This is a genomic window from Shewanella sp. MR-4 (assembly GCF_000014685.1).
GTDB lineage: Bacteria > Pseudomonadota > Gammaproteobacteria > Enterobacterales > Shewanellaceae > Shewanella.
In genome coordinates, this window is record NC_008321.1 from 1 (window position 1) to 23,383 (window position 23,383).

Consider the following 23,383-nt stretch of genomic DNA (forward strand, 5'->3'; position numbering starts at 1 on the left):
TTATTTTTTAAGGATAGCGATCATTGAGATCTCGCTATAGAATACACCTCTTTTTGATGATCTTTTGGGGATAACTTAGTGGCGGTTTCACTTTGGCAACAATGTATCGGAAGACTGCAAGACGAGCTTTCTGCTCAGCAGTTCAGTATGTGGATCAGACCGTTACAAGCCGAAATGGATGGAGATACTTTGGTGCTTTATGCGCCTAACCGCTTCGTGCTCGATTGGGTTAGGGATAAATACATCAACATCATTAATCAGTTTTTTACTGAGCAAATGGGTAATGATGCACCTAAGTTACGCTTCGATATCGGTAGCCGTCCGTCAGCGAAAAAGCCTGAGCCAGCACCTGTTGCGGCTGTGCGTGTGCCTAATCCCCAAACCAAAGCCTCAGTAGGGACTTCATTTAATACTACTGAGCCTGTTGCCAATACCAATCATCGCAGCAATATCAATCCCACTTACCAATTCGATAACTTCGTCGAGGGTAAGTCTAACCAACTTGGCAAAGCGGCCGCACTACAAGTGGCTGAAAATCCAGGTGGTGCCTATAACCCACTGTTCCTTTATGGCGGTACGGGTTTAGGTAAGACCCACTTATTACATGCTGTGGGTAATGGCATCATTAAAAATAATCCTAATGCCAAGGTGGTTTACATGCATTCCGAGCGTTTTGTGCAAGACATGGTCAAAGCGCTACAAAACAATGCGATCGAAGAATTCAAACGTTACTACCGTAGTGTCGATGCGCTGTTTATCGACGATATTCAATTCTTTGCCAATAAAGACAGATCGCAGGAAGAATTTTTCCATACCTTTAACGCGTTGCTTGAAGGTAATCATCAGATCATCCTGACATCGGATCGTTATCCTAAAGAGATCGACGGGGTAGAGGACAGATTAAAATCTCGTTTCGGTTGGGGCTTAACGGTTGCGATTGAGCCGCCAGAGCTCGAAACCCGTGTGGCGATTTTGATGCGTAAAGCCCAGGAGAGTGGTATCAATCTCCCCGACGAAGTCGCCTTCTTTATTGCTAAGCGCTTACGTTCAAACGTTCGCGAGTTAGAAGGGGCGTTAAACCGCGTGATCGCCAACGCTAACTTTACTGGCCGCCCAATAACGATTGATTTTGTGCGTGAAGCCCTGCGTGACCTCTTGGCACTGCAGGAAAAATTAGTCACTATAGACAACATTCAGAAAACCGTAGCTGAATACTACAAAATCAAGATGGCTGATATGTTGTCTAAGCGTCGTTCGCGCAGTGTTGCGCGCCCTAGACAAGTGGCCATGGCGTTATCCAAAGAATTAACTAACCAGAGCTTGCCGGAAATTGGTGATGCCTTTGGTGGTCGAGATCACACCACAGTGTTACATGCCTGTCGTAAGATTGCTCAGCTACGGGAAGAGAGTCACGACATTAAAGAAGATTATGCTAACTTGATTAGAACCTTATCTTCTTAAAATCAAGGAATTTGGACACTATGAAATTTTCAATTGATAGGGACGCCCTATTAAAGCCGCTTCAATTGGTTTGTGGTGCGGTAGAAAGACGCCATAACTTGCCTATTTTGGCAAATCTCCTTGTAGAAGTTAGTGGTCACTCACTCAAAATGACAGGTACTGACCTCGAAGTTGAGTTAGTGGGCCAGGCGGTCATTCATGGTGATATCGAAGAAGGTCGTACTACAGTTCCAGCTAAGAAGCTGTTAGACATAGTTAAATCCTTACCCGAGCAAAGCGAGCTTAAGGTCGAGCAACAAGATAACAAATGGTTGTTACGCTCTGGCCGTAGCCGTTTCTCGCTGGCAACCCTGCCCGCTGAAGAATACCCCAATGTGGAAGCCTTTCAGGCGGAAATCGAATTTACCCTTAAGCAAGGCGTGCTGAAGTCACTGATTGATGCGACTCAGTTTTCGATGGCGAACCAAGACGTTCGTTACTATCTGAATGGTTTATTGCTCGAAACCGAAGGGAATGTGCTGCGCGCCATTGCTACCGACGGTCATCGCTTAGCCTTAAGTCACAGAACCATAGATGCGCAATTACCTGAAAAACAAGTGATCGTGCCCCGTAAAGGCGTGATGGAAATGGCGCGTTTGTTGGAAGCCGATGATTTAGATATCGCTATTGCCATTGGTGATAATGCTATTCGTGCGACCACCAGCACCACAGTCTTTACCAGCAAATTAGTCGATGGTCGTTTCCCCGATTATCGCCGTGTGTTACCTAAGGGCGGTGATAAAATCGTTATCGCCAGCCGTAACCACTTCAAGCAAGCCTTAACCCGTGCTTCTATTTTATCGAATGAGAAGTTTCGCGGTGTACGCATTCAGTTAGAAGCGGGATTACTGAAAATCACCGCCAATAACCCAGAGCAGGAAGAAGCGGAAGAAATCATCGATGTGGATTACAACAATCAGCCACTCGAAATTGGTTTCAACGTCAGTTACTTATTGGATGTGCTAAACAACCTTAAGTCCGATGATGTACGTATCACCTTAATCGATGGTAACTCGAGTGCTTTATTGGAAAACCACCTGGAAGAAGATTCCATGTATGTGGTTATGCCGATGCGCTTATAGTATTCCATTGCCTACTTTGTGCCATACGCCGCTTTTTAGCGGCGTATATGTCTTCAAGCCTTATCCTTTGTTGCCTTATTTACTCGGATGGATGTGAATTGCGGTATGATGACTGTTCTGAGTCTTGGCCTAAGCCGTCGATGCGGTTTGATGAGTAACGCATGAGTCTTATCCGTCTTAATATTGATTCTTTTCGCAATATTCAATTGGCGCAACTGAGCCCTAGTTCTGGGATCAATCTTATTTATGGCCAAAATGGCAGTGGCAAAACCAGCATACTCGAGGCTATTTACTTTCTCGGAATGGGGCGTTCGTTTCGCAGTCATTTATCCCAACGGGTGATCAATAACGAACAGGATAAGTTAACCCTGTTTGCGACCTTAAATTTGCCCCGTGGCGACAGTAAAATCGGCTTGCGACGTTTCCGGAGTGGCGAAACCGAAGTCAAAATCGACGGGGAAAAGGTGAAACGGCTATCGACCTTAGCCGAAACTTTACCTATCCAAGTGATCACGCCGGAAAGCTTTTCGCTCCTGTTTGAAGGACCTAAATCCCGTCGACAGTTTATCGATTGGGGCGCCTTTCATTCTGATCCACAGTTTTATGCGGCATGGGTGAATGTAAGACGGGTGCTAAAGCAACGAAATCAATTGCTTAGAAATAACTCTTCCTATGATCAAATCCAATATTGGGATCGGGAGTTTGTCCGTTATACCGAGCAGGTCACAGAAATACGAAACCGTTATGTAGACTCGTTAAATGAGCTACTTAAGGGTATAATCGGGGAGTTTTTACCGCAGGTAGATGTTAAGGTTTCATTTACCCGCGGCTGGGATAGCAAAACGGATTTTGCACAACTTCTCGAATCCCAATATCCCAGAGATTTGGCTACGGGTCATACCGTCAGCGGTCCCCATAAAGCTGACCTCAGACTTCGTGTAGGTAGTTTACCGGCGCAGGATGCCCTGTCCCGTGGTCAATTGAAATTATTAGTCTGTGCACTGCGTATTGCACAGGGAAAGTTGCTCAAACAACAAATAGATAAACACAGTATTTATCTTGTGGATGATCTTCCATCCGAGTTGGATGCACAGCATAGGCAGCTATTGCTTAAGCAGCTAGTGGACACAGGTGCGCAAGTGTTTGTCACTGCCATTGAGCCTGCAGCAATAGTCGATTCGTTACACACGCCTCCCAGTAGGATGTTCCATGTGGAACAGGGACGTGTAACGGTAATTGAATAACCATTGAGAGAATAATATGTCAGAGAATAGTTACGATTCTTCGAGTATTAAGGTCCTAAAGGGCCTTGATGCAGTACGTAAGAGACCTGGGATGTATATTGGTGACACCGACGACGGTACGGGTCTACATCATATGGTGTTCGAAGTAGTCGATAACTCTATCGATGAAGCCTTAGCCGGCCATTGTACTGATATCACTATTACTATCCATGTGGATGGTTCGGTCTCCGTTCGCGACGACGGCCGTGGTATTCCTGTGGCGATTCACCCGGAAGAAGGCGTGTCTGCCGCCGAGGTGATCATGACGGTACTGCACGCGGGCGGTAAGTTCGACGATAACTCTTATAAAGTGTCAGGTGGTCTGCACGGCGTGGGTGTATCGGTAGTTAACGCGCTGTCTAAAAAGCTGCAGTTAACCATTCGCCGCGAAGGAAAAGTCCACGAGCAGTTTTATACCCACGGTGTACCTGACGAGCCAATCAAAGTGATCGGCGATGCGACTAAAACCGGTACCGAAATCCGTTTCTGGCCAAGTGAAGAAACCTTCAGCGATGTTGAGTTCCACTTCGAGATTCTGGCAAAGCGCGTGCGCGAACTGTCATTCCTCAACTCAGGCGTGGGTATCCGCTTAGTCGACGAGCGTGACAATAAGAATGAATTCTTTAAATACGAAGGCGGTATCAGCGCATTCGTTGATTACCTAAACCGTAATAAAACGCCAGTAAACAAAGACGTATTCCACTTTATGCAAGAGCGTGAAGATGGCATTACCGTTGAAGTGGCGATGCAGTGGAACGATGGTTACCAAGAAAGCATTTTCTGTTTTACCAACAACATTCCACAGCGTGATGGTGGTACTCACCTAGCGGGTTTCCGTAGTGCGTTGACACGTAACCTCAACAACTACATGGAAAACGAAGGTTATAACAAGAAAGGCAAAACTAACGCGACAGGCGATGACGCCCGCGAAGGTTTAACGGCCGTGATTTCAGTTAAAGTGCCTGATCCTAAGTTCAGCTCGCAAACTAAAGACAAGTTAGTCTCTAGCGAAGTGAAAGCCGCGGTTGAACAAACCATGGGTGAAAAGCTAAACGACTATCTGCTGGAAAACCCTGCCGATGCTAAGTTAATCGTCGGTAAGATTGTCGATGCGGCCCGTGCCCGTGAAGCGGCGCGTAAAGCCCGTGAAATGACCCGTCGTAAAGGCGCACTCGATTTAGGTGGTTTGCCAGGTAAGCTGGCGGATTGCCAAGAGAAAGACCCTGGTCTTTCAGAAATCTACATAGTGGAAGGGGACTCTGCTGGCGGTAGCGCTAAGCAGGGACGTAACCGTAAGAACCAAGCGATTCTGCCACTGAAAGGTAAAATCTTAAACGTTGAGAAAGCGCGTTTCGATAAAATGCTTTCTTCTCAAGAGGTTGCAACGCTAATTACCGCACTTGGCTGTGGTATTGGTCGCGACGAATACAACCCGGATAAGACGCGTTACCACAACATCATCATCATGACGGATGCCGACGTCGACGGCTCGCACATTCGTACCTTGCTGTTGACCTTCTTCTTCCGCCAAATGCCTGAACTGATTGAACGTGGTTATGTGTATATTGCTCAGCCGCCTTTATTCAAAGTGAAGAAAGGTAAGCAAGAACAATATCTCAAAGACGAAGCAGCACTGACTCAGTATCTGACCACTCAAGCGTTAGATGGTACTAGCATTTACCCATCTCAAGGTGCGCCAGGTATGTCGGGTGAACCATTAGAGCGTTTAGTGACTCAGTATCGTGAAGTGGAAGCGATTGTTGCTCGTTTAGAGCAACGTTACCCAACGCAGATCACCAACCGCATGCTTTATCATCCAATGATCAACAACGAGATGTTGGCGGATGAAGGCAAGATGAAGGAATGGATCGACGCCTTTATCCATGAGCTGGTGGAATTAGAAAACAGCGGTGTGTTGTATTCTGGTGAGCCTGTACTCGATCCTGAGCGTAAAGTGTATCTGCCGAAGATCACTATCCGTAAACACGGTATCGATACACACTACCTGTTCAGCTACGATTTCTTCCAATCAACTGATTACCAACGCATTGGTAAGTTAGGTGCGGCGCTCGAAGGCCTGATTGAAGTCGGTGGTTATGTACAGCGTGGCGACCGTGTGAAGGAAGTGGGTAGCTTCATTGAAGCGTTAGATTGGACCATCGGCGAAGCCAAACGTGGCCTCTATATCCAACGCTATAAAGGATTGGGTGAGATGAACCCTGAGCAATTGTGGGAAACCACGATGGATCCTGAATCTCGCCGCATGCTGCAAGTGACGATTGATGATGCCGTTGGTGCGGATCAGCTGTTTACTTGTTTGATGGGCGACCAAGTGGAACCACGCCGTGACTTTATCGAAGCCAACGCGCTGAACGTGGCTAACTTAGACGTTTAACATCCAGACGTTTAACATCTATATCGTTAGTGATTGATAAAAAGGGAAAGCTTAGCTTTCCCTTTTTGTTTTATTGCAACCTATCTATCAACACCTGCCTCGTCGGCGTCCACTATTTCAGTTTCGGCTTTAGCGGCTTGTATCCAGGCCTGCATTTCTGGCTGGCTCACGATAAATTCCATATAGGCTCGACTCGCTTGGGAGACTTCAATCTCATAGGTGAAGAAGCGCATCACAACCGGCGCAAACATCATATCGGCTATCGACCATTTGCCAAATAACCAAGTGCCTTGGGTGGTGGCAAACTCTGCCATTTGCTGTGACCATATATTGTCGATGCGGGCAATATCCTGCAACACGGCAGAGCTTAATTCGACATAACGATGGGCACGGATATTCATCGGCAGGGCATTTCGCAGGGCATGAAAGCCTGAATGCATTTCACAGGCGAAGGAGCGAGCCTTCGCTTTTTGTTTCGGGTCTTGTGGCCAGGCAGAACCTGAAAGATAAGTATCGTTGATATATTCGCAAATCGACAGCGAATCCCAAACCGTAATATTTCCATCGATGAGAGTTGGAACTTTTAAGGTAGGCGAAATGGATTTGAGCCGCTGATAAAAGCTATCGGTATCGAGCTGTAATAGGATTTCATCGAACTGAATACCTGATTTTGCAGCCATTAACCAAGCGCGGAGTGACCAACTAGAGTAGTTTTTATTGCCAATATAGAGTTCCATTTTCACCTTCCTGTTTGGGGTTGTGTTTATCAATATAGGCGCTTGTACTTTGCATGACTAACGAATAGATTTGATGTTATCTATCAGCAAAATGAATAGATAGACTGACATCAGATAGGAAACATGATGGATATAGAAGCGCTGCGCAGCTTTGTGGCATTTGTCGATACCGGGAGTTTTACCCGCGCGGCAATGCAAACCTATAAGACTCAATCTGCCGTCAGTATGCAAATGAAGCGCTTAGAGCAAGAGCTGGGAAAAACGCTCTTTGTAAAAGAGGGGCGAAACTTAGTCTTATCTACCGAAGGCCAACGTTTTGGCTTATACGCTAAGCAATTACTGCAACTACACGATGAGACTGTCACAACCATTAAGCAGACTCAAGTCGGCACGCAATTGCATTTAGGTTGTCCCGATGACTATGCCGAATCCGTGTTACCGCGGATAGTGGCGTTGTTACATGGTCACATTAAGCAACTCGATCTTCAAATTACTTGCGCCTCAAGCCAAAAGCTGCGGATCATGCTGGATACCGGGCAACTCGATGCGGCGATAGTGACTCGTTTGCCCGAGTCCGATGAAGGCTACTTATTACAAACCTCGAAAGGCGTTTGGGTGAGCGCGAGTGGTTCGAACTTGAGTGATGCCGATCCGTTACCCATAGCGCTTTTCCAAAAGGATTGTAAATTCCATATTGCGGCGTTAGATGGATTGATGAAGCAAGATAGGCATTATCAGTTGTTGGCCTGTAGCAGCAGTGCTGCGGCTCTTAAAGCGATAGTGGCTAAGGATTTGGCTATTAGTGCCATGGCTGAATGCAGTGTATCGGCATCACTGAATATTATTGATTCTGAAACACTTCCACCCTTGCCTGTGGTCGCCGTCGCACTGGTTATTTCCGCTAAAGCTTACTCACCCATAAATGCGGAGTTGGCCAAGCAAATTGCGCGGGGCTATCAAAGCTACTTGGAATAAGGTTTCACGTGAAACAATTTAATGATCTAACGCAGCCTTAAGCTTGAGGGCATATACTAAAACGGCGCGTTATACGAATAGCCTCGCATATCAAAGACAATGGACTGATAATCTATGCTGGCTCGGTAACCACCATTCTTATAGGTTAGGATATTTTGATTAAGTCCATATTTAATAAAATCTTTAATATTCGTGAACAGACTATTCTTGAGCGGCCTAAAAGCTTTAGTCAAACCGATCTCAGCAAACCTGTAACGGCTGTCTCTGGTAAGCAACAGCCGGAAGAGCCGCAGGATACTTCTGTGAGTATTGACCTTGCGGCACTGTTTTACAGCCTGTTATTTCCGGCCAGAACTAAAGATGCTGGTGGCGTTGCCAATAACCTTGAACGGCGCGTCATGGCTGAAATAGAGCTCGCCTTAGCATCGCCACAAGTGATAGCCGAAAAAGTGCTGAAGCTTCCCTCAAAGGTTTTGGAATTAGACCGTAAATTAGCTGAGCCACAGTTTGATACTAAGGACTTGTTGGCGTTAATCGAGAAAGATCCCTTACTGAGCGTCGAAGTGCTTAAACTGTGTAACTCTCCGGCCTTTAAGCGTGGCGATCGAGAGGTAACAAGCTTGCAGCAGGCATTAGTGCAACTTGGCCGTGAACAGTTACGCCGCTTTGTGACGAGCTGCCTAGTACGAGAGATGCTAGATATTAAACCCATTTATTTTCGACGCTTTGGTGCCGAGATTTGGCGTCATTCGATGCAGGTAGCCTTTTTAACCAGTGAACTGAGTGAAGAAGATAGAGACACCGCATTCCTATTAGGATTACTGCATGATGTGGGTAAGCTCGCCATCTTTAAAATGCTACTCGATGCCTTTGTACAAGCAGAACCTGGAGAGCAGCCAAATTCTTGGTTATTCCGACAAGTGATGACAGCCAAATCACTCACGTTAAGTGCTTTGTTGGCAAAGCATTGGCAATTGCCAAGTACCTTTGAAACCGAGTTGGATAAATTAGCCCATGTCCACACTCGACCAAATGAGGGGATTTCCGCAGTGGTTTGGCGCGCCAATATCATCAGTGAGATTTCGATGCTGCAGCAAGCGAGTAAATTACCTGCCGACATGCTGGGCAACTTATTAGCCTTGGTTGGACTGGAGCCCGCTCAATTCGAAGCATTGCACGAAAAACTTCAGCAGTTTTAATATATTGCAACCAATAAAAAACGCGCTAAAAGCGCGTTTTTTATTGGTACTCTAACGTGCGACTTACTGAAGCAGAGAAATATCCGCAACATGTAAGAACTGCTCACGTAGGTTATTAAGCAGTGCTAAACGGTTGTTTTTCAATGCTTCGTCATCCGCCATAACCATCACGTCTTCGAAGAACTGGTCAACACTTTCACGTAAGCTCGACAGCAGCGTTAATGCCTGTTGGTAATCTGCATTTGCAAACAGTGGAGCGAGTTGAGGTTGCAGTTCGGCAAGCTTAGCGGCTAATGCTTGTTCTGCGGCTTCGGCTAACAGAGCCGAATTAATTGCTGTAGGTAATTCGCCTTCCACTTTCGCCAGAATGTTAGACACACGCTTATTCGCCGCTGCCAGAGCACTAGAGGCTTCTAAGCTTCTGAAGTGTGATACCGCATTGATACGGCTATCAAAATCAGCTGGGCGAGTTGGGCGACGTGCTAATACGGCGAGGATCACGTCAACATCGATACCTTTATCTTGGTACCAAGCACGGAAACGCGCCATTAAGAACTCAAGCACTTCATCGCTTGCATTCGCGTTGCTTAAGTTAGTGCCATGGAGTTCTTGAGCCTTAGCAATTAGGGTCACTAAGTCCAGTGGCAACTTGTTCTCAACGATAATGCGTAGCACACCGATAGCGGCGCGGCGCAGTGCGAATGGGTCGGCAGCGCCCTTAGGTGCCTGACCAATACCGAAGATACCGACTAAGGTGTCGAGTTTATCCGCTAAAGCTACTGCGCAAGATACCGCTGCTGTCGGAACCGTATCGCCAGAGAATTTTGGCTTGTATTGCTCTTCCATCGCCAAGGCTACGGCTTCAGTTTCACCGTCTAGACGGGCGTAATGCATGCCCATAGTGCCTTGAGTATCGGTAAACTCCATCACCATATTGGTCATTAAGTCTGTTTTAGACAATAAACCAGCACGGGCGGCATCAACGGCGTTAGCGCCAGTTTGCTCGGCAATAAAGGCGGCTAGGGCAGAGATACGAGTGACTTTGTCTTTTAAGGTACCGAGTTGTTGTTGGAACAAGACGGTCTCAAGACTTGGTAAACGTGATTCCAGCGTGTGTTTTTTGTCGGTATTGAAGAAGAACTCGGCGTCGGCCAAGCGTGGACGAACCACTTTCTCGTTACCCGCAATGATTTGCGCCGGATCTTTTGATTCGATGTTCGCGACAAAGATGAAGTTTGGCAGTAACTTACCGGCTTCATCGAATACTGGGAAGTATTTCTGATCGCCCTTCATCGTATAAACCAAGGCCTCTGAAGGCACGTTCAAGAACTTCTCTTCAAAGCTTGCGGTTAATACGACTGGCCATTCAACTAAAGAGGTGACTTCTTCCAGCAGGTCGTCTTCGATATCGGCGGTGCCACCAATCTTAGCGGCCGCTTTTTCCGCATCGGCTTTGATTAAGGCTTTACGGCTTTCGTAATCGGCGATGACTTTACCTTTTTCTTTCAGCAGTGTCAGGTAGTTGTCTGCATGGTCAAGCTCGAAGCCTGTCCCCATAAAGCGGTGGCCACGAACATTGCGTGCCGATTTAATGCCGAGTAATTCACCTTCGATTAACTCACTGCCTAACAACATAGTGGCGGTGTGAACAGGGCGAATGAATTGTGTCTTGCTGCTTCCCCAGCGCATTGGCTTAGGAATAGGTAACTTATCTAAAGCACGTTGTGCCATAGCAGCGATTAAGCTCTTGGTTTCAACGCCTTCGACTTTGGCGTTATAAACCAGCCATTCACCTTTGTCTGTCACTAAACGCTCAGCTTGGTCAACGGTAATACCGTTACCACGTGCCCAACCTTCAGCGGCTTTCGTTGGTTTACCTTCGGCATCGAAGGCTGAGCTGACAGCTGGGCCGCGTTTTTCAACGATTTTGTCCGCTTGAGCAATCGCTAGTTCAGTCACATTAATGGCTAGACGGCGGGGCGCAGCGTACCAAACAGCTGATTTAAAAGCTAAATCGGCTTTAGTTAATTCTTCGGTAAAGTTCGCTAAGAAAGACTCAGCCAGTTTACGCAGCGCCTTTGGCGGCAATTCTTCAGTGCCTAACTCGATGAGTAAGTTTTCAAAATTCATGTGTTACCTCTACTTACACATTGGGAAGCCAAGCGCTTCGCGTGCCTGATAATAGGATTCAGCAACGGCTTTAGCCATTGTACGAACGCGCAGGATATAACGCTGACGTTCAGTCACTGAAATGGCGTGGCGTGCATCGAGCAGGTTGAAAGCATGCGAGGCTTTCATCACTTGCTCATAGGCTGGCAGAGGTAATGGTTTTTCAAGCGACAATAAGTGCTGACACATCTTTTCGCATTGATCGAACAGGGCAAACATAAAGTCTACGTCTGCGTGCTCAAAGTTATAGGTCGATTGCTCAACTTCGTTTTGGTGGAACACATCGCCGTAGGTGATGCGACCCATTGGGCCATCGGTCCATACGAGGTCGTATACGCTATCCACACCTTGGATATACATGGCGAGACGCTCTAAACCGTAGGTGATCTCACCCGTGACAGGGCTACACTCTAAGCCGCCGACCTGTTGGAAGTAAGTAAACTGAGTCACTTCCATGCCGTTTAACCAGACTTCCCAACCCAGACCCCAAGCGCCGAGCGTTGGTGATTCCCAGTTGTCTTCTACAAAACGGATATCATGGATTTGTGTATCAATACCAAGAGCTTGCAGAGAACCTAAATAGAGTTCTTGGATATTATCCGGTGACGGTTTTAACACGACTTGGAATTGGTAGTAGTGCTGCAGACGGTTTGGGTTTTCACCGTAACGGCCGTCGGTAGGGCGGCGCGATGGCTGCACATAGGCACTGCTCATTGGCTCAGGCCCTAGAGAGCGTAGGAAAGTTTGTGGGTGGAATGTACCCGCACCGACTTCCATATCTAAAGGTTGAACGATTGCACAGCCTTGCTGCGCCCAATATTCCTGTAGGGTTAGAATGAAACCCTGAAATGTTTTTACGTCGTGTTTCGTCGTCATGTCTACTTGTCTACTGCCGTCAGCTTTAATAGAAAATGGTTTCGATTATACCTTGTAGATCTCTGCTTATGTAGGTTATTTTTTACCTTCTTCGTTAAAACGTTAAGGTAGAGAGGCCATGGAAGAAATCCGCTGTAATTGGGTCAGCGATGATCCCTTGTATCGTGAGTACCACGATAAGGTGTGGGGGCGCCCAGTTTATGATTCGAAGGAGTTATTTGCCAAGCTCTGTTTAGACGGGCAACAAGCTGGGTTGTCTTGGATTACTATCTTAAAGAAACAACAAAATTACGAACAAGCCTTTGCGGATTTTGAGCCCGCAGTGATTGCAACTTTCGACGATGCTAAGGTAGAGGAGTTGATGAACAATCCTGGTATTGTTCGTAATCGCCTTAAGATCCATTCGATTATTCGTAATGCAAAAGGTTATTTAGCCTACACTGCGGATGGCAAAGATTTTGCTGAATTTCTGTGGAGCTTTGTTGGTGGTAAGCCTTTGGTTAATCAGTTTACTTCTATGTCGCAGGTGCCAGCACAGACACCTGAGTCTGAGGCCATGTCCAAGGCGTTAAAAAAACTCGGCTTTAACTTTGTTGGCCCAACGATTTGTTATGCTTTTATGCAGGCAGTGGGAATGGTGAACGATCATCTAGTTGATTGCATCGCCTATGATGCTTGCTGTGGCGGCTAATAAGTCACTTATCTTATTGAGCTAACATCCAAAATAAAAAGGCATGTTCCACGTGGAACATGCCTTTTGTTATTTCACCTTGTTGAGATTAGATTTTCTCGAAGAAGAAAGGCTTACGCTGTTGCTTGTTACCATTGAGTTGGTTCATCGACTCAGCGTCGAACAACTTACCATTGACCATGGTAAAAGTGACTTTATCTGTGAGTCGAATATCCGCTAATGGGTCGCCATCGATTACGATTAAGTCTGCAAGTTTACCTGTTTTAATTGAGCCAAGTTGATGCTCTAGACCGAAGGTGGTGGCTGGGTTGATGGTCGCTGTTTTGAGCACATCCATATTGCTCATACCGCCTTGGGCGAACATCCACATTTCCCAATGTGCGGCTAAACCCTCACGCTGACCGTGGGCGCCAATATTTGAATGCACACCTAACTTATTGAACTCATTCGCGACTTTAGCAACATTGAAGTGGTTGTAGTGACTGTCTGGTGCATGGGGGCGACGCATTGAGCGAGCCTGCAAAATGTCGCTTGGCACATACATAGACAAACGTGGATGTGCCCACACATCGGTCTTATCGTACCAATAGTTTTCACCCGAGATGCCGCCGTAGGCGACGACTAAGGTTGGAGTGTAACCGACCTTAGTTTGGCTCCAGAACTGTTTAATATCGTTATAAATATTTGCCACGGGTAATGAGTGTTCTACGGTTGTATGGCCATCGGCAACCATGGTGAGGTTATGCTGTAGCAAGCTGCCACCCTCTGGCACGACCATCATTTCGAGTTCGCGAGCTGCAGCGATAACCTGTTGTCTTTGATTGCGACGCGGTTGGTTGTAGCTCTTAACGCTAAAGGCACCAACTTTTTTCAGTCGCTCTAAATGGAATTTCGCATCATCGAGTGAGTCGATATGCGAGGTGTAGCCGGGAGCATTTGCGCCATAGAGAATTGTTCCAGTCGAGAAAATGCGTGGACCAACAATGTGACCTGCTTTTTGCTGTTCCGAGGCGGCAAAAATCTCAGTGGTATCGTTTGACGGATCATGAATAGTTGTCACGCCTAAGGATAATCCAGAGTAGAGTGCCCAGTTTTGTTGTGGCACGATTTCATCGTCGGCCTGAGCACCATGGGCATGCGCATCGAACAAACCGGGCATAATGGATTTGCCACCTATATCGATGACTTGTGCATCCTTTGGAATTGCCGTGTTTGCATCGCCAACGGTTAGAATATGGTTGTCTTTGACGATCACTACGCCCTTATCGATCACTTGATCATTTTCCATGGTGATCACTTTGCCGCCGACAAAGGCGACTGTTCCACGTGGAACATCTGCCTTTTCGGTAAAGCCTAAGTTGATAATGCTTGGCTTCGCTTGCTCGTCCTTTTTAAGATACTGGGAATCAACATTGGCTTGGTACAGTTCTGGGCCAAGAGTCCAATAGAGTTGGTTACTCTTGCTATTCCAGCTGATGCTTTCGCCAGCTCGCACACTTAACTGGGTGACGGGAAGATTGCTGGCGTTAGGGCCGATTTCAACCGTTTCACCATGTTTAGCAAAGGGGGTAACCCAAACTTTAAAACGCTCGGCAAAGGCCAGTTGTTCGCCGTCGGGTGAAACTCTAAATTCGGTTGCATGCTTACTGCTGTAGTGAACGCGCTTATCAAACCCATCTAGGTTAATTGAGGCAAGCTGTGGCGTGTCGTTTTCACCAGTGTTCATAAAGAAAATGCGGTCTGCCGAAGCGCCGAATTGTGCTTGATAACCCTCTGCAGTGATTTTCTTATTCTGTTTGGTTTTTAAATCAACCTTGTACAGGCCAGGTTCCTGCGACCAAGTGCGAGGCGTGAGGTGTCCACCTTGGGTTTTGCGATACACAACCAGCTCACCATTGGGTGAGAAGGTGGGCTCAACGTATTTGCCTGGTTCTGTTGAAAGTTGTTTCGCTTTGCCGCCTTTTGCACTGATCACTTGTACTGTGCCCTGGTCTTGGTCATTCCAAGTTGTGAAGACAATATTTTTGCCATCACGCGACCACTGGGGATAGAGTTCTTCAATGTCGTTACCTAACTCGGTTAAGCGTGACATCTTGCCGTCGGGAAGCGTCTTCAACCAGATTTTACCTAATGCTTCAAAGGCGACCTTACTGCCATCCGGTGAAACTTGTGCCATTCGCAGCATTTTTACGTCGAACACATCCTTATCAATATCTTGTTTAAAGCGTACTGAAGGCTGCACATCTAACTGGGTTTTGACGCTGAAGGGAATGTTGGTGACCGTTTTATTGGCCACATTCAGACGATTGATTTTGCCTTTAGCCCAGAAAAAAATATCTTTGTTATCTTGAGTCCAAGCCATAGTGGGATAGACACCGTGGATTGCCCAGGTCTCTTGCATATCGCGGTCTAAATCGCCGTACAGTTTAGTCGTTTCGCCGGATTTTAAATCGAGTAAATACAAAGAGGATTGGAAATCATCTCGCTTGATATACGCCAGTTTGGTGCCGTCAGGACTCGGTGTTGGACGAATGGCGCCACCGGTTCCTTCGATCAAGATTTCAATATCACCCGTTTGGGTATCGTAACGCTTGATTTTATAGATGCCGTTTACTGAGTCTTTGGAATAATGGAAAGTTTTCCCCGGAGTATCATCCTGACTGAAATAGATATAGCGGCCATCGGGTGAATAGGCTGGCTCGCCTAAATCCTTTTCATCGTTAGGACGTTCGGTGAGTTTAACGCCTTCGCCACCGGCGACATGATAGAGCCAGACTTCGCCGGCGCCTAAACTACGACTGGCGGTAAAATGCTTACGACCGACTAAATATTGCGAATCAGGGCTCCACGCAGGACTGTTGAGTAAACGAAAGGTTTCCGTCGTGACAGTGCGTGGATTGCTGCCGTCGGCGTCCATAATCCAAATATTGTCGCCACCATCTGCATCAGAGGTGAAGGCAATGTGCTTACCATCTGGGCTATACACGGGCTGCATTTGCCAAGCTATGCCTTGAGCTAATGGTTTGGCTTCGCCACCTGTGACGGGGATTTGATAAATATCACCCAATAAATCAAACACTAAATGTTTACCATCAGGGCTGACACTGATGTTCATCCAAGTGCCTTCGGTTACATCTATGGTCACTTTTTCTAGTGGAGCATTGGCTGGCGCATTGACGTCCCAACTGGTTTTTTGGGCGTCTGTTGCCTGTACGGCATGGGAACTAAGGCCAAGCATCAGGGCGATATAAAGCGGTGTCAGCTTAGGTTTCAACATGTTATGTCCTGTTATCGTTATTCTAGGGCTTTGCTGTTATCGGATTAGATAAATTTTTGTTAATGCTGCGCTAAGTTATCGCACAAATACCCAGTAAGGAAAACGGAAATACTGTTTCAATTAATGACCGAGGGCAGAAGCTGAGGCGGGGTAAGGTGTGGGAGAGTAATGTGGCTTACTCCCCACGAAGTGGTGATTAGTCTAATGTAACGGGGTCGCCGATATGGATCATGGCATCATTGATGACACGGCAGGTGACGCCGCCTCGCCAATCGGGAGTAAGCGCGGATTCCAAGCCAGCATGAGCCTGTTCCATCTTCTTGCAGGGATCGGTTTCACCTGTTACTTCGAGGCAGAGATCACCAATGCGGAGCTGCTTACCCACATCCGCTGCCCCAAAACTATATCCATCGACTAATAGGTTTGCTCGGCGAGTCGTCCAAGGTAAATTTGCATCTATGCTCTGACAAGCTATTTGCCACTGCTGCAGCGACAGTACCGTGACTTGCCGTTTACCCGGGCGACCAAAAACATCTTTTTCGACGCCGCTGTGCTGGGTGACATTCGCGCATAGCACTTCGTTCATTGGCCCGCGTTTAACCGTTTTGTAGGCGATAGCAACTAGTTTCGGCATGTTTGATGTCCTTATCCTAATGTCGATGCAGAGACTTAGAGTCCCTTTTTAATTAGATATTGATAGGGTGTTTGGCTGGTTTCACTGGCGATCAGTGTGTGGTCCATAAATTCGCAAAAGCTGGGAATATCACGTGTGGTCGCAGGATCATCTGCGATGATAAGCAGGGTTTCACCTTGTGCCATTTGTCTTACCGTTTTGCGCACCATCATTACCGGTTCAGGGCAGCGTAAACCAAGTGCATCCAGTTTGTGTTGTGCGGTTGAGAAAACGTCGTTCATGTGACCTCGCGTGAACGGTTAAACAGAATTGGCTAATGTTACTCCAGTGATTTGGATAAACCAAGTTGATGCCCTTAATTTGTGATGGGGCTGGAATTGCTCCAGCCAAACAGATGTTTGCTCGAAACCATCGAAATGTTCCACGTGGAACAACATCATTATTCGGCGATTTTATCTATGATTGGCGAAGCTGATTCATGGGGGCAGAACTCTGCTGCGTCGAGGTTTAGAGTCTCTATGTTGCTCATCTCGGTTTTTAAATCATTGGCTGCCGTCGCTGGTAACTGTGATTTAGCTGCTCGTGCGCGTTTGTAGCTATACATTTTTTGATCGGCTTTATGGATTAGGGTATTGGCATCATCGTAGTCGTAGGGGCCAGTATCCACGATGCCAAAGCTTAATGAGATGTTATTCAGATGGCGCTTGATATTCTGGTTAAAGCGTTCGATAAAATGATCTCTGGCTTGTTCCTCACGGCAGTTGGGCATGATGATACAAAACTCATCACCACCATAGCGAAAACAATGGTCTTCCGCTCGGGTACTTTCCTTTATTGATTGAGCGACGGCTCTGAGTACTTCATCTCCCGCTCTATGGCCTTGGCTATCATTAAAGTGTTTGAAGTCATCCACATCGAGATAAATAACGCTTACGGGTTCGGCACGTCTTTGCGCGGCTCTTAGGATGCGAGTGGCAAATTCCTGCAAGTGACGCACGTTTAGTAAGCCGGTTAATGGATCTGTTTGAGATAACTCTTCGAGTTGTTGAGTACGCTCTTTGACTTTGCTCTCCATACTTTGAGCGTAACGTTCCGCCTTGTCTTTGGCGTTCTCAATTTCAGAAACCAAGCTGCGAATATATGTATCAAACACTAAGGTAACATCGAAAAGCACTAGCTTGTCGATGGCGATTCTAATGCGTTCATTTTGAGCGGCGTCTTTAACCGAGTTGTTAATCTCCGCATAAATCAGTTCTTTTAGGGTATGAACGGCAGAGAGGTAGAGTTTGGGTTCGACGCCGATACGTTTGTGCACTAAGCCAATCCTTAGGCGGTTGTTTACATATTCTAAATCGTACACACCATTAAACAGGTCAAGCACATAGCGTCTCTGAGCGGTACGCAAACGAGCCAGAGTGTCGGAGTCACCAATCAACAACGCAATTTCAGATACACTGGTTTGCAGGCCATAGAAGTCATCAACGATTTTGTCTATGTTCGCTTCAATCACAGGCTTGAAGGATTGAAGCGCTCTGACATCCGCCAAGGTAAAAGAGAACAAGGATTTGCGAAAATCAATCTCAAGCTCAGTGATCCGCATTTGTTCAAAAAGCGTTTGATCCGTTTGCAGCATAATAACTCCCTCATCGCGTAAATGATGAAAAGCATCCTTGCCTTTGGTTACGCCGTGTTATGACGGTTAAACGCGGATAAGTGCACTAAGGATATTTACCAAGTTAAGTCGAAAACTACCCGATTTTCAAATTGATGAGGCGGTGTGAGTAAGATTATTAATAGAACGAAATGAAATGAGTGTCCCGTCCTAAGATAGGTTGACAGTTTTTAGGCCAGCTCCAGTAGCTGGCCTTTTCTATTGTGCACCTGATTAGGGGTTGCCATATTCAAACTCAGATGCGGTCTCATATCGTTGTATATTGCTATCGATTCTCTAACAAGTATCTTCAGCTCCGCAAATGTCCTACATCGGTGCAGTAAAAACTCCTGCTTCAGTATGCCATTCACTCTTTCTGCCAATGCATTTTGGTAGCAATCATAACCATCCGTCATTGACGGCTGGATTTGGCTCGCCTGAAGCGCATTCTGATAAACTGCTGAGCAGTATTGTAAACCTCTGTCTGAGTGATGCACTGCGTTGCCGATATAGCGTTTATCTTTTATGGCCATTTTTAACGCTTTCACCACACTCTCGGCTTTCATGTCTTTACTCACGTGATGACCGACTATCTTACGAGAACTGGCATCGGTGACCAGTGACAGGTAGTGCACACCTTGGTCTGACTCAAGATAGGTGATATCACTGACCAGTACATGCCCTGCATCATGCAGTCCTTCCTCTTTCAGCAAATTAGGATGCTTCTTCATCCAGTGTTTGCTGAACGTGGTTTTTGTGTAGCTTTTCTTCGGTTTAACCAGTAAACCTTCACTTCTCAAATAGGTAAAGAACCCATCTCGCCCGAGTTTAATATCGTGCTCAACCAGCTTGGATTTTATCAACGTGTAGAGCTTACGGGCCCCTAACCTTGGCATATATTTACGCCAGTACTGGACCCAGTCTTTGATGACCGATAGCTCAGCTCTACGACTTTCCATTCGAGCAACTGCCTGATAAATACCTTGCCTCGACATACCCGCAGCACGACATGCGGCAGCGAGGTTTATTTCGCCGTTGCTTTTTGCTTGCCAGACGTACCGGATAAGTACTTTTTTCTGAGGCCTGCTCCATATTCATTGTCCATGATATCAACCATACCATTGAGGATTTTGTTACGCAGTTTCTCTTCTGCTAACTCACGTTCAAGGCGCTTGATAGTTTCGGCAGGGGTTTCTTTTGACTTAGGCATAAGGGGATGCTGAAAAGGTTTCGACCAATCGAGTCTACCATGTTTTCTAAGCCAAACGAGTACCGTTGAACGGCCTTGAATACCAAAATGGGCTTGGGCTTGTTTGTACGTCATTTCGCCTTTTTCAACACGCTCTACAACGCCTAATTTAAAGGCTAAGGTGTAATCTCGTTGTGTGCGCTTACGGCTTGAGTTAATTGATGTTGTCATAAAGAAGTCCTCTTTATGTCAACGTATTTCAGGACTAGACAGAGAGCAATAAAAAAGCCGGAGCTGAATCCGGCTTTTAAAGAATGGGGTTTAGGGATTAAACGCGTTCGAAAACGGTCGCAATACCTTGGCCTAAACCGATACACATAGTCGCTAAACCTAAGGTCGCATCTTTGTGTTCCATCAGGTTGATCAGCGTCGTTGAAATACGCGCACCAGAGCAACCCAGTGGATGGCCAAGCGCGATAGCACCACCGTTGAGGTTAATCTTCTCATCGACCACATCCAACAGGCCTAAATCTTTCACGCAGGGTAAAGATTGCGCGGCAAAGGCTTCGTTCAGTTCGATAACATCTAAATCATTGACTGTGATGCCTGCGCGAGCCAGTGCTTTTTGAGTAGCAGGTACTGGACCGTAACCCATGATTGCCGCGTCACAACCTGCAACGGCCATTGAGCGGATACGGGCACGGATTGGTAGACCTAAAGCGCGCGCTTTAGACTCTTCCATGACTAACATCGCCGAAGCGCCGTCAGATAATGCTGAAGAGGTACCGGCAGTCACTGTACCGTTTGCAGGGTCGAATACTGGACGCAGCGCCGCTAATGATTCCATTGAGGTTTCTGGACGAATCACTTCGTCGTGCAGCACTTTAATCAGCGCGCCGTTAGCATCATGGCCTTCGATGCCATAGATTTCCTTGGCAAAGCGGCCTTCAACAGTCGCTGCGTGAGCGCGTTGGTGTGAACGCACTGCAAAGGCATCTTGCTGCTCACGGGTAATACCGTGCAGCTTACCTAACATCTCAGCGGTTAAGCCCATCATGCCTGACGCTTTAGCGACGTTATTGGCTAAACCTGGGTGGAAGTCCACACCGTGGTTCATTGGCACGTGGCCCATGTGTTCAACACCACCAATGATAAAGGTGTCGCCCATGCCAGTCATGATTGCGCGAGCGGCTTGATGGATGGCTTCCATTGAAGAACCGCATAGGCGGTTGACTGTCACGGCGCCAGCCGTCTTCGGGATACCTGCCAGCAATGATGCGTTACGGGCAATGTTGAAGCCTTGCTCTAGGGTTTGCTGCACGCAGCCCCAAATCACGTCTTCAATAGTATTGGGATCTAATTGCGGGTTACGCAGTAATAGACCTTTCATTAATTCGGCAGAGAGTGTTTCTGCACGTACATTACGGAACACCCCAGCCTTAGAACGGCCCATAGGAGTACGAATGCAATCTACGATAACAGCTTGTTTCATAATTAAATTCCTTTCCCGCTAATTAGGCTTGGTAGTAGCTACCGTTGTTGGCTGCAAGGGTGCGCATGGCGTCGGTGACTTGATACAAACCACCTAAGTGAGCGTATTTATCAGCTAAGGCGACAAAGTTGGCTACGCCCATAGTATCTAAGTAACGGAATACACCACCACGGAATGGAGGGAAACCTAAACCATAGACCAAGCCCATATCCGCTTCGGCAGGTGAAGCCACAATGCCTTCTTCTAAACAGCGAACGGTTTCGATAATCATTGGGATCATAGTGCGGGCGATGATCTCATCCGCATCGAATGCTTTTTGCTCACCAAAGGCGGCTTTCAGCAGCTCGTAGCTGGTTGGGTCGACATCTTTCTTTGGCTTACCGCGGCTATCTACAGAGTAAGCGTAGAAACCTTTACCATTCTTCTGACCGAGACGTTTGTTCTCGAACATCACGTCAATCGCGTCATTGCCAGATTTGCCCATACGATCGGGGAAGCCTTCGGCCATTACCGCTTGCGCGTGGTGCCCCGTGTCTAGGCCGACAACGTCTAGCAGGTAAGCAGGGCCCATTGGCCAGCCGAATTGTTTTTCCATCACTTTATCGATAGCGGCAAAGTCGCCACCTTCGGCGAGCAGGCCGTTAAAGCCTGCAAAGTAAGGGAAGAGTACGCGGTTAACGAAGAAACCCGGGCAATCGTTAACAACGATTGGGGTTTTACCCATTTTGCTGGCGTAGGCAACAACAGATGCGATGGTTTCTTCTGAGCTGTGCTCGCCACGAATAACTTCAACCAATGGCATTTTGTGCACAGGGTTGAAGAAGTGCATACCGCAGAAACGCTCAGGCTTCTTCATGCTCTTTGCTAGCAGGTTGATTGAAATAGTTGACGTGTTAGAGGCGATAATCGCATCTTCACTCACGTATTGTTCAACTTCCGCCAGTACTTGTGCCTTCACTTTTGGATGCTCAACTACGGCTTCGACAACCACGTCAGCATGTTTAACTGGAGCATAGTCTAAGGCTGGAGTGATGTTGTTCAGCACCTTAGCCATTTTTTCTGGGGTAGAGCGGCCGCGAGCAACTTGCGCAGATAACAGTTTAGCGGCTTCGCCTAAACCTAAATCTAATGCAGGTTGAGCGATATCCTTCATTACTATTGGCGTGCCTTTACTGGCGCTTTGGTAAGCGATACCGCCACCCATGATGCCAGCACCTAATACGGCGGCGCTTTTCACATCTTTAGCGAGTTTGCCCGCTTTTTTAGCTTTGCCTTTGACTAATTGGTCATTCAAGAAGATACCGATCAACGCCTTGGCTACATCGGTTTTCGCTAACTTGATAAACGCCTGATGTTCAATTTGCAGTGCGTCGCTGCGGCCTTTGGTCGCCGCTTGTTCAACAACGCTGACTGCCGCCATAGGTGCTGGGTAGTGTTTACCCGCAACCGCAAACACCATGCCTTTAGCGGTAGTGAAAGACATCATGGCTTCGAGTTTTGGTAAGGTCAGTGGTGACATCTTACGTTGGCGACGGGCTTGCCAATCAAGCTTTTCTGCAACTGCATCTTTTAGCATTTGAATGGCGGCGGCTTCTAAAGCCTCTGGCGCAACAACTGCATCAACCGCACCGACTTTTAAGGCATCTTCTGGACGCTGATCTTTACCCGTGGTGATCCACTCAAGGGCGTTATCCGCACCTATCACACGTGGTAAACGCACTGTGCCACCAAAGCCTGGGATAATGCCCAGTTTGGTTTCGGGCAGGCCGATTTTGGCTGTGGTGTCGGCGATACGGAAATCCGTTGCCAGAATAGCTTCACAACCGCCGCCTAGGGCGAAACCTTTAATCGCTGAAGCGGTTGGGAAAGGTAAATCTTCGAGTTTGTTGAATACGGCGTTGGCCTGTTCAACCCAAGAGAGCAGTACCGCATCATCCTGTGCGAATAAGCCTAAAAATTCAGTAATGTCGGCACCCACGATAAAGGTATCTTTACCTGAGGTCAGCACTAAAGCCTGAATGTTTGATTGTTGTTTAATGCTATCTAATGCGGCATCGAGTGAGGCGAGTGTTTCTCTGTCGAATTTGTTCACCGAACCGGGTGCGTTAAAGCACAGCTTGGCAATATTATCCTCGAGTAACTCAACCTGAATTGTAGGACTTTGGTAGATCATTGCTTGCTTCCTTTTGGCTTAAAAGTGATACCCACCATTATCTGTTGGTGTTAGTACGAC

The 23,383-nt window shown here is 47.1% G+C and carries 17 protein-coding genes; 7 read left to right on the forward strand and 10 right to left on the reverse strand.

Features of this window, described 5'->3' with window-relative positions:
• Positions 1 to 78: 78 nt before the first annotated feature.
• The 4 genes from dnaA to gyrB all read left to right on the forward strand — a co-directional run bounded on the left by dnaA (position 79) and on the right by gyrB (position 6,260).
• Positions 79 to 1,461, forward strand: a complete 1,383-nt coding sequence (gene dnaA, locus SHEWMR4_RS00015) for a chromosomal replication initiator protein DnaA (protein ID WP_011620838.1) — start codon at positions 79 to 81, stop codon at positions 1,459 to 1,461.
• A gap of 20 nt (positions 1,462 to 1,481) precedes the next feature.
• Entirely contained in the window at positions 1,482 to 2,582 is a 1,101-nt protein-coding gene (gene dnaN, locus SHEWMR4_RS00020) for a DNA polymerase III subunit beta (RefSeq protein ID WP_011620839.1), read from the forward strand.
• A 161-nt stretch (positions 2,583 to 2,743) separates the two neighbouring features.
• Positions 2,744 to 3,826 carry a DNA replication/repair protein RecF gene (gene recF / locus SHEWMR4_RS00025; protein ID WP_011620840.1) on the forward strand — a complete coding sequence of 361 codons (1,083 nt, stop codon included), beginning with the start codon at positions 2,744 to 2,746 and terminating at the stop codon, positions 3,824 to 3,826.
• 16 nt (positions 3,827 to 3,842) lie between these two features.
• Positions 3,843 to 6,260, forward strand: coding sequence for a DNA topoisomerase (ATP-hydrolyzing) subunit B (gene gyrB / locus SHEWMR4_RS00030; protein WP_011620841.1), 2,418 nt, complete (start codon positions 3,843 to 3,845; stop codon positions 6,258 to 6,260).
• An 80-nt stretch (positions 6,261 to 6,340) separates the two neighbouring features.
• On the opposite strand, the gene SHEWMR4_RS00035 is transcribed toward gyrB, so the two are convergent.
• Positions 6,341 to 6,997 carry a glutathione S-transferase family protein gene (locus SHEWMR4_RS00035; RefSeq protein WP_011620842.1) on the reverse strand — a complete coding sequence of 219 codons (657 nt, stop codon included), beginning with the start codon at positions 6,995 to 6,997 and terminating at the stop codon, positions 6,341 to 6,343.
• A gap of 126 nt (positions 6,998 to 7,123) precedes the next feature.
• Here SHEWMR4_RS00035 and SHEWMR4_RS00040 point away from each other — a divergent pair, with 126 nt between their 5' ends.
• Positions 7,124 to 7,972, forward strand: a complete 849-nt coding sequence (locus SHEWMR4_RS00040) for a LysR family transcriptional regulator (protein WP_011620843.1) — start codon at positions 7,124 to 7,126, stop codon at positions 7,970 to 7,972.
• A 155-nt stretch (positions 7,973 to 8,127) separates the two neighbouring features.
• Complete coding sequence (locus tag SHEWMR4_RS00045) at positions 8,128 to 9,171, forward strand: HDOD domain-containing protein (RefSeq protein ID WP_011620844.1); 1,044 nt, start codon at positions 8,128 to 8,130, stop codon at positions 9,169 to 9,171.
• Between the two features lie 63 nt (positions 9,172 to 9,234).
• Here SHEWMR4_RS00045 and glyS read toward each other — a convergent pair whose 3' ends face one another.
• Positions 9,235 to 11,301, reverse strand: a complete 2,067-nt coding sequence (glyS, locus tag SHEWMR4_RS00050; protein WP_011620845.1) for a glycine--tRNA ligase subunit beta — start codon at positions 11,299 to 11,301, stop codon at positions 9,235 to 9,237.
• A gap of 9 nt (positions 11,302 to 11,310) precedes the next feature.
• Entirely contained in the window at positions 11,311 to 12,216 is a 906-nt protein-coding gene (gene glyQ, locus SHEWMR4_RS00055; protein WP_011070431.1) for a glycine--tRNA ligase subunit alpha, read from the reverse strand.
• Positions 12,217 to 12,334: 118 nt separating this feature from the next.
• Here glyQ and SHEWMR4_RS00060 point away from each other — a divergent pair, with 118 nt between their 5' ends.
• Entirely contained in the window at positions 12,335 to 12,907 is a 573-nt protein-coding gene (locus tag SHEWMR4_RS00060; protein WP_011620846.1) for a DNA-3-methyladenine glycosylase I, read from the forward strand.
• Positions 12,908 to 12,995: 88 nt separating this feature from the next.
• Here the strand turns inward: SHEWMR4_RS00060 and SHEWMR4_RS00065 are convergent, their stop codons facing one another.
• From SHEWMR4_RS00065 to fadB, 7 genes are all read right to left on the reverse strand, one after another.
• The gene (locus tag SHEWMR4_RS00065; RefSeq protein WP_011620847.1) at positions 12,996 to 16,184 is read right to left on the reverse strand and encodes an amidohydrolase family protein; all 3,189 of its coding nucleotides are present in this window, start codon (positions 16,182 to 16,184) and stop codon (positions 12,996 to 12,998) included.
• A gap of 196 nt (positions 16,185 to 16,380) precedes the next feature.
• Entirely contained in the window at positions 16,381 to 16,818 is a 438-nt protein-coding gene (locus tag SHEWMR4_RS00070; protein ID WP_011620848.1) for an MOSC domain-containing protein, read from the reverse strand.
• Positions 16,819 to 16,853: 35 nt separating this feature from the next.
• The gene (tusA, locus tag SHEWMR4_RS00075) at positions 16,854 to 17,099 is read right to left on the reverse strand and encodes a sulfurtransferase TusA (RefSeq protein WP_011620849.1); all 246 of its coding nucleotides are present in this window, start codon (positions 17,097 to 17,099) and stop codon (positions 16,854 to 16,856) included.
• 158 nt (positions 17,100 to 17,257) lie between these two features.
• Positions 17,258 to 18,451: a diguanylate cyclase domain-containing protein gene (locus SHEWMR4_RS00080; RefSeq protein ID WP_011620850.1), complete on the reverse strand. Its 1,194-nt coding sequence runs from the start codon at positions 18,449 to 18,451 to the stop codon at positions 17,258 to 17,260.
• A 209-nt stretch (positions 18,452 to 18,660) separates the two neighbouring features.
• Positions 18,661 to 19,889 (reverse strand): IS3-like element ISShes2 family transposase gene (locus SHEWMR4_RS20635; protein WP_086022198.1). Its coding sequence is split into 2 segments (ribosomal slippage): positions 18,661 to 19,538 and positions 19,538 to 19,889, totalling 1,230 coding nucleotides; the frame shifts between segments, so codons are not numbered across the junction.
• Positions 19,890 to 19,986: 97 nt separating this feature from the next.
• Positions 19,987 to 21,150, reverse strand: coding sequence for an acetyl-CoA C-acyltransferase FadA (gene fadA / locus SHEWMR4_RS00095; RefSeq protein WP_011620853.1), 1,164 nt, complete (start codon positions 21,148 to 21,150; stop codon positions 19,987 to 19,989).
• Positions 21,151 to 21,172: 22 nt separating this feature from the next.
• A complete protein-coding gene (fadB, locus tag SHEWMR4_RS00100; protein ID WP_011620854.1) occupies positions 21,173 to 23,323 on the reverse strand; it encodes a fatty acid oxidation complex subunit alpha FadB in 2,151 nt (716 codons plus the stop codon).
• Positions 23,324 to 23,383: the final 60 nt, after the last annotated feature.

What these genes read in the sequence shown, in the direction of transcription:
- glyQ (WP_011070431.1), bottom strand. Translation starts at nt 12,216, where the DNA reads ATGACGACGAAACACGACGTAAAAACATTTCAGGGTTTCATTCTAACC.
- SHEWMR4_RS00080 (WP_011620850.1), bottom strand. Translation starts at nt 18,451, where the DNA reads ATGCTGCAAACGGATCAAACGCTTTTTGAACAAATGCGGATCACTGAG.
- SHEWMR4_RS00040 (WP_011620843.1), top strand. Translation starts at nt 7,124, where the DNA reads ATGGATATAGAAGCGCTGCGCAGCTTTGTGGCATTTGTCGATACCGGG.
- tusA (WP_011620849.1), bottom strand. Translation starts at nt 17,099, where the DNA reads ATGAACGACGTTTTCTCAACCGCACAACACAAACTGGATGCACTTGGT.
- gyrB (WP_011620841.1), top strand. Translation starts at nt 3,843, where the DNA reads ATGTCAGAGAATAGTTACGATTCTTCGAGTATTAAGGTCCTAAAGGGC.
- SHEWMR4_RS00035 (WP_011620842.1), bottom strand. Translation starts at nt 6,997, where the DNA reads ATGGAACTCTATATTGGCAATAAAAACTACTCTAGTTGGTCACTCCGC.
- SHEWMR4_RS00070 (WP_011620848.1), bottom strand. Translation starts at nt 16,818, where the DNA reads ATGCCGAAACTAGTTGCTATCGCCTACAAAACGGTTAAACGCGGGCCA.
- SHEWMR4_RS00060 (WP_011620846.1), top strand. Translation starts at nt 12,335, where the DNA reads ATGGAAGAAATCCGCTGTAATTGGGTCAGCGATGATCCCTTGTATCGT.
- glyS (WP_011620845.1), bottom strand. Translation starts at nt 11,301, where the DNA reads ATGAATTTTGAAAACTTACTCATCGAGTTAGGCACTGAAGAATTGCCG.
- dnaN (WP_011620839.1), top strand. Translation starts at nt 1,482, where the DNA reads ATGAAATTTTCAATTGATAGGGACGCCCTATTAAAGCCGCTTCAATTG.
- fadB (WP_011620854.1), bottom strand. Translation starts at nt 23,323, where the DNA reads ATGATCTACCAAAGTCCTACAATTCAGGTTGAGTTACTCGAGGATAAT.
- fadA (WP_011620853.1), bottom strand. Translation starts at nt 21,150, where the DNA reads ATGAAACAAGCTGTTATCGTAGATTGCATTCGTACTCCTATGGGCCGT.
- SHEWMR4_RS00065 (WP_011620847.1), bottom strand. Translation starts at nt 16,184, where the DNA reads ATGTTGAAACCTAAGCTGACACCGCTTTATATCGCCCTGATGCTTGGC.
- recF (WP_011620840.1), top strand. Translation starts at nt 2,744, where the DNA reads ATGAGTCTTATCCGTCTTAATATTGATTCTTTTCGCAATATTCAATTG.